Origin of the sequence: Methylobacterium sp. J-030 (assembly GCF_022829545.1) — a bacterium.
Taxonomy (GTDB): Bacteria; Pseudomonadota; Alphaproteobacteria; order Rhizobiales; family Beijerinckiaceae; genus Methylobacterium.
The window spans coordinates 1-3,585 of record NZ_JAKSYM010000373.1; the positions used below are offsets into that span (position 1 = coordinate 1).

General features: G+C 68.8%; 4 protein-coding genes and 1 pseudogene. 3 read left to right on the plus strand and 2 right to left on the minus strand.

Annotated elements, in window-relative coordinates:
- The 3 genes and pseudogenes from MKK75_RS30460 to MKK75_RS30470 all read left to right on the plus strand — a co-directional run.
- The coding region (locus MKK75_RS30460; protein ID WP_244046225.1) for a transposase at positions 1-420 on the plus strand (420 nt) is incomplete at its 5' end.
- 420 nt (positions 421-840) lie between these two features.
- Positions 841-1,020 carry a hypothetical protein gene (locus MKK75_RS30465; RefSeq protein ID WP_244046226.1) on the plus strand — a complete coding sequence of 60 codons (180 nt, stop codon included), beginning with the start codon at positions 841-843 and terminating at the stop codon, positions 1,018-1,020.
- A gap of 20 nt (positions 1,021-1,040) precedes the next feature.
- Positions 1,041-1,838: pseudogene (locus tag MKK75_RS30470) on the plus strand (recombinase zinc beta ribbon domain-containing protein); the annotation flags it as partial.
- Here the strand turns inward: MKK75_RS30470 and MKK75_RS30475 are convergent.
- Positions 1,763-3,028 carry a transposase gene (locus MKK75_RS30475; RefSeq protein WP_244046227.1) on the minus strand — a complete coding sequence of 422 codons (1,266 nt, stop codon included), beginning with the start codon at positions 3,026-3,028 and terminating at the stop codon, positions 1,763-1,765. The pseudogene MKK75_RS30470 and the gene MKK75_RS30475 sit on opposite strands and share 76 nt — an antisense overlap.
- 266 nt (positions 3,029-3,294) lie before the next feature.
- The coding region (locus tag MKK75_RS30480; protein WP_244046228.1) for an IS66 family transposase at positions 3,295-3,585 on the minus strand (291 nt) is incomplete at its 5' end.

Consider the following 3,585-nt stretch of genomic DNA (forward strand, 5'->3'; position numbering starts at 1 on the left):
CGTTTGCGGCAGCGCCAAGCCCGATCCCAACCGCTCGCAGCAGCCCTGAAGGCCTGGGCGGAGATGATCCTGCTGCAGCTCTCCGGCGGCTCCGATCTCGCCAAGGCGTTCCGCTACATGCTGGTGCGCTGGACGGCGCTGACCCGCGTCTTCGACGACGGGCGGATCGCGCTCGACAACAACCCGGCCGAGCGGGCGCTGCGGTCCGTCGCGATCGGGCGCAAGAACTACCTGTTCGCCGGCTCGGAGCGCGGCGCTGAGCGAGCCGCGGCGTTCTACACGCTGATCGAGACGGCCAAGCTCAACGGGCTCGATCCGGAGGCCTACCTGCGCGACGTGCTCACCCGCCTCGCCGATCACCCAGCCAAACGCCTGCCCTGGAACTGGTCGCCGGTCACCGCTGGTGCTCAGGCCGCCTAATCAATAGGGCCGCTCGCCGAGCGCTTACGATCAGCGTGTACATCACCGGCGCGCGCTCGCCGCCGCGCACCGACCCGCAAACAGCCAGGCTTTCCTGCCCAGCGCCATCACCCGTTCATTCTGCCCATGTCGGGCAGGAAGCGGAGGTTCATTATCGCTGGCACCCCCATTTCGGCCGGAAGGTGCTGGTGCGCCGGGTCGAGCAGCGGACATACGGCCCGATTCTCCTGGTGCAAGCGCCTTCCGGCGTTGTGATCGCCATGGCCGGATGGATGTTCGACCCGGTTCACTGCGCCGGCATGACGTCCGGGTCTCCTTGCGTCGATGTCACGGCGCTGATCGAGCTGGCGCGGCTGTTGAGCGGGGCAGACAGCCCCGCAAAGGTCCGGAGCGATGTCGGCATCGTTCCGGAGGCACAGGATGGAACCCCTCAAGTGGCCGGCCGCGGTGCCGGATCTGCAGATCAGCTTCCTCTTCGAACAGGACAGGCTGGAAGGCCTGAGCGCTCAGGAACGCGACACGGTCGTCGCAATGCTGGCGCAGATCCTCATGCAGGCCGGCGGCCTCGGCGTCGAGGAGCTTGACGATGACGAGCGCTGAGCTACTCCCGCCAGCCATCCTCCAGCTTCGAGTGGAGACCAATCCGCTATCGCAACGTGATCGCCATCTTGAAGAACCCATTCTACGCCGGGGTGTACGTCTACGGCAAAAGCGAGACGCGCACCTGCATCGTCGACGGCCGGGCGCGACGGAGCTACGGGCACGGCAAGCCCGCCGGGACGTGGGAGGTGATGATCAAGGATCATCACGAAGGCTACATCGGCTGGCTGGAGTACGAGCGGAACCAAGGCCAGCTTGCCCTCAACGCCTACAGCCGTCGTGGTGGCAAAAATCCGGCCGCGGCGGGCGGGCGCTGCTGTCGGGGCTCATGAGCTGCGGGCGATGCGGACGCAGGCTCAGGGTCGCTTATACCGGCAATCCGCAGAGACGGCCGGTGTATCGCTGTGACAAGCCCAACCTTATGATGGGCCTACCCCGCTGCATGACCTTCGGCGGACCACGGGTCGATGCAGCCGTGGCGGCGGAGTTGCTGCAGGCCGTGAGGCCGGTGGCGATCGCCGCAGCGTTCGAGGCGGAGCGGATGCACCGGGATCAGCTGGACGATCAGCGACGCGTCCTCGATTTGGAGATGCAGCAGGCCCGGTACGATGCGAGCCTGGCCGAACGCCGCTACGCCGCCTGTGATCCCGACAACCGCCTGATCGCCGCGACGCTGGAAAAGAACTGGGAAGCCGCGCTTCGACGCCTTCAAGACCTGGAGGGCCGCCAGCCTGTCGAGGGCTCACCCGGCCACACGCCCGATCCGAACGCCTTCTCGACTTTGGCCGACGACTTGTCGGCGGCCTGGACTGCACCAGGGGGTGCGGCCGGCCTCGCTCATCGTCCCGCCGGAGATCTTCCGCTTGGTCACGCAGGCGCGGATGTCGTTCTCCGAGCCGTTGATGTGGAGCGGGATCTCGGGCCGCTCCAGCACGCGGAGCAAGGCGGCCTTGTGCCGGTGCAGGCGGGCGAGCAGCCGGTCGAGCATCACCATGCCGGTGCGGCGCGTGAAGATCCGGTCGAAGCGAGCGCGCAGGGCGCGGGCTCGTCTGGGGCAAGGCGCGCGAGCCCAGGCCTTCAGGTCGGCATAGAACCACCAGATCAGGATGCGGGTGAGCGCGATGGCCTTGCGCTGAGCCACGGTCGTCGGGATCAGCGTGTGGACGAGGCGCTCGGCGTGCACCCAGCACAGCGCATGGGTGCCGACCCGGAACTGACCGGCCCCGTCGGAGACCACGACTGTGTCGGGCATCAGGCCGTGATGCCGAATCGCACCCCACAGCGCACCTTCGGTGGCGACCTGCACCGGGTCGGGCGTGACGGCGCGCGCATCGAAGCCGAGGGCCGTCAGATGCGCCTGCCAGGCCGGGGTATCGGCAAAGACGTTGACCGGGTGGGCGGCGAGCGCCGCCAGGAAGGGCCCGGCGAGCGCGCTAGTGCGCATGTAGGCCAGCGCCGCGGCGTTGACGACGAAGTCGCCGTGACCAGCCCGCACCAGCGCGAGGAAGTTCAGGCGGGACTCGGACGCGGTGGTGCGGAAAGCGGTGAAGCGTGCATCGCCGATCTGCGTGGTCACGCCGTCCGTCCGCGCGTGCCGGGCGGCGGTGTCGTCGACGCTGATCCAGGCCGCGCTCGCGAGACCGGCGCGCAGCACCGCCTGCTCCTCGGCGACAAAGGGATCGAGCGAACCGCTCAGGAGGCGGACCACCTGCCGCTTGGAGATCGTCAGGCCGAGCCCGGACAGCATCGCGGTCAAGCGCTCGCTCGTGACCTGCCCCTGGACATGAGCCGCCAGAAGGAAGCGGCGCAGATGCGGCCCGAACCCGCCGACGATCCCGGGCGGCAGCGCGGCCACGACGCTCATCCCCGACGGCGTGGACCAGCGCTCGCGCCAGTAGCGGACCACGACCGCTTCCAGCACGAGGTCGCGCACCACGACATCCTCAAAGCCCTTGAAGCGCGAGCCTGCCGGAACGGCAGCCTTGAGCACCACCTCGCGCGTGATCACGCCCCGCTCGTGCACGGGCCCACGCCGCCGCTGGCCCGGTTTGGCCTGCGCCCGCTCGCTCGCTTTCTCCATCCCGGACGGGGTTGGCCGCGTCGGGGGGCGCGGTGGCAAGCCCTCCAAGCCGCGCGACCTCGTCGCGCAAAGCCCGGTTCTCGTCCGTCAAGGCGCGGACCTGACCGATCAGGTCAGCGACGAGCCCGCGAAGCTCGCTCAGCGGGAGGGCATCCAGGCCATCGGGATCCGGCAGCGCCATGCCGGGTGTTGAATCACGCCACGGCCAAACCGCAAAACGCCACCGCCCGGATATCTGCCCCGGTTACAGTGGCGTACAATGACACACCCGTCGCGACGGACTGCAGCGCCCGCTCGGCCGGGTTGTTGTCGAGCGCGATCCGGCCGTCGCCGAAGACGCAGACCAGCGCCGTCCAGCGCACCAGCATGTAGCGGAACGCCTTGGCGAGATCGGAGCCGCCGGAGAGCTGCAGCAGGATCATCTCCGCCCAGGCCTTCAGGGCTGCTGCGAGCGGTTGGGATCGGGCTTGGCGCTGCCGCAAACG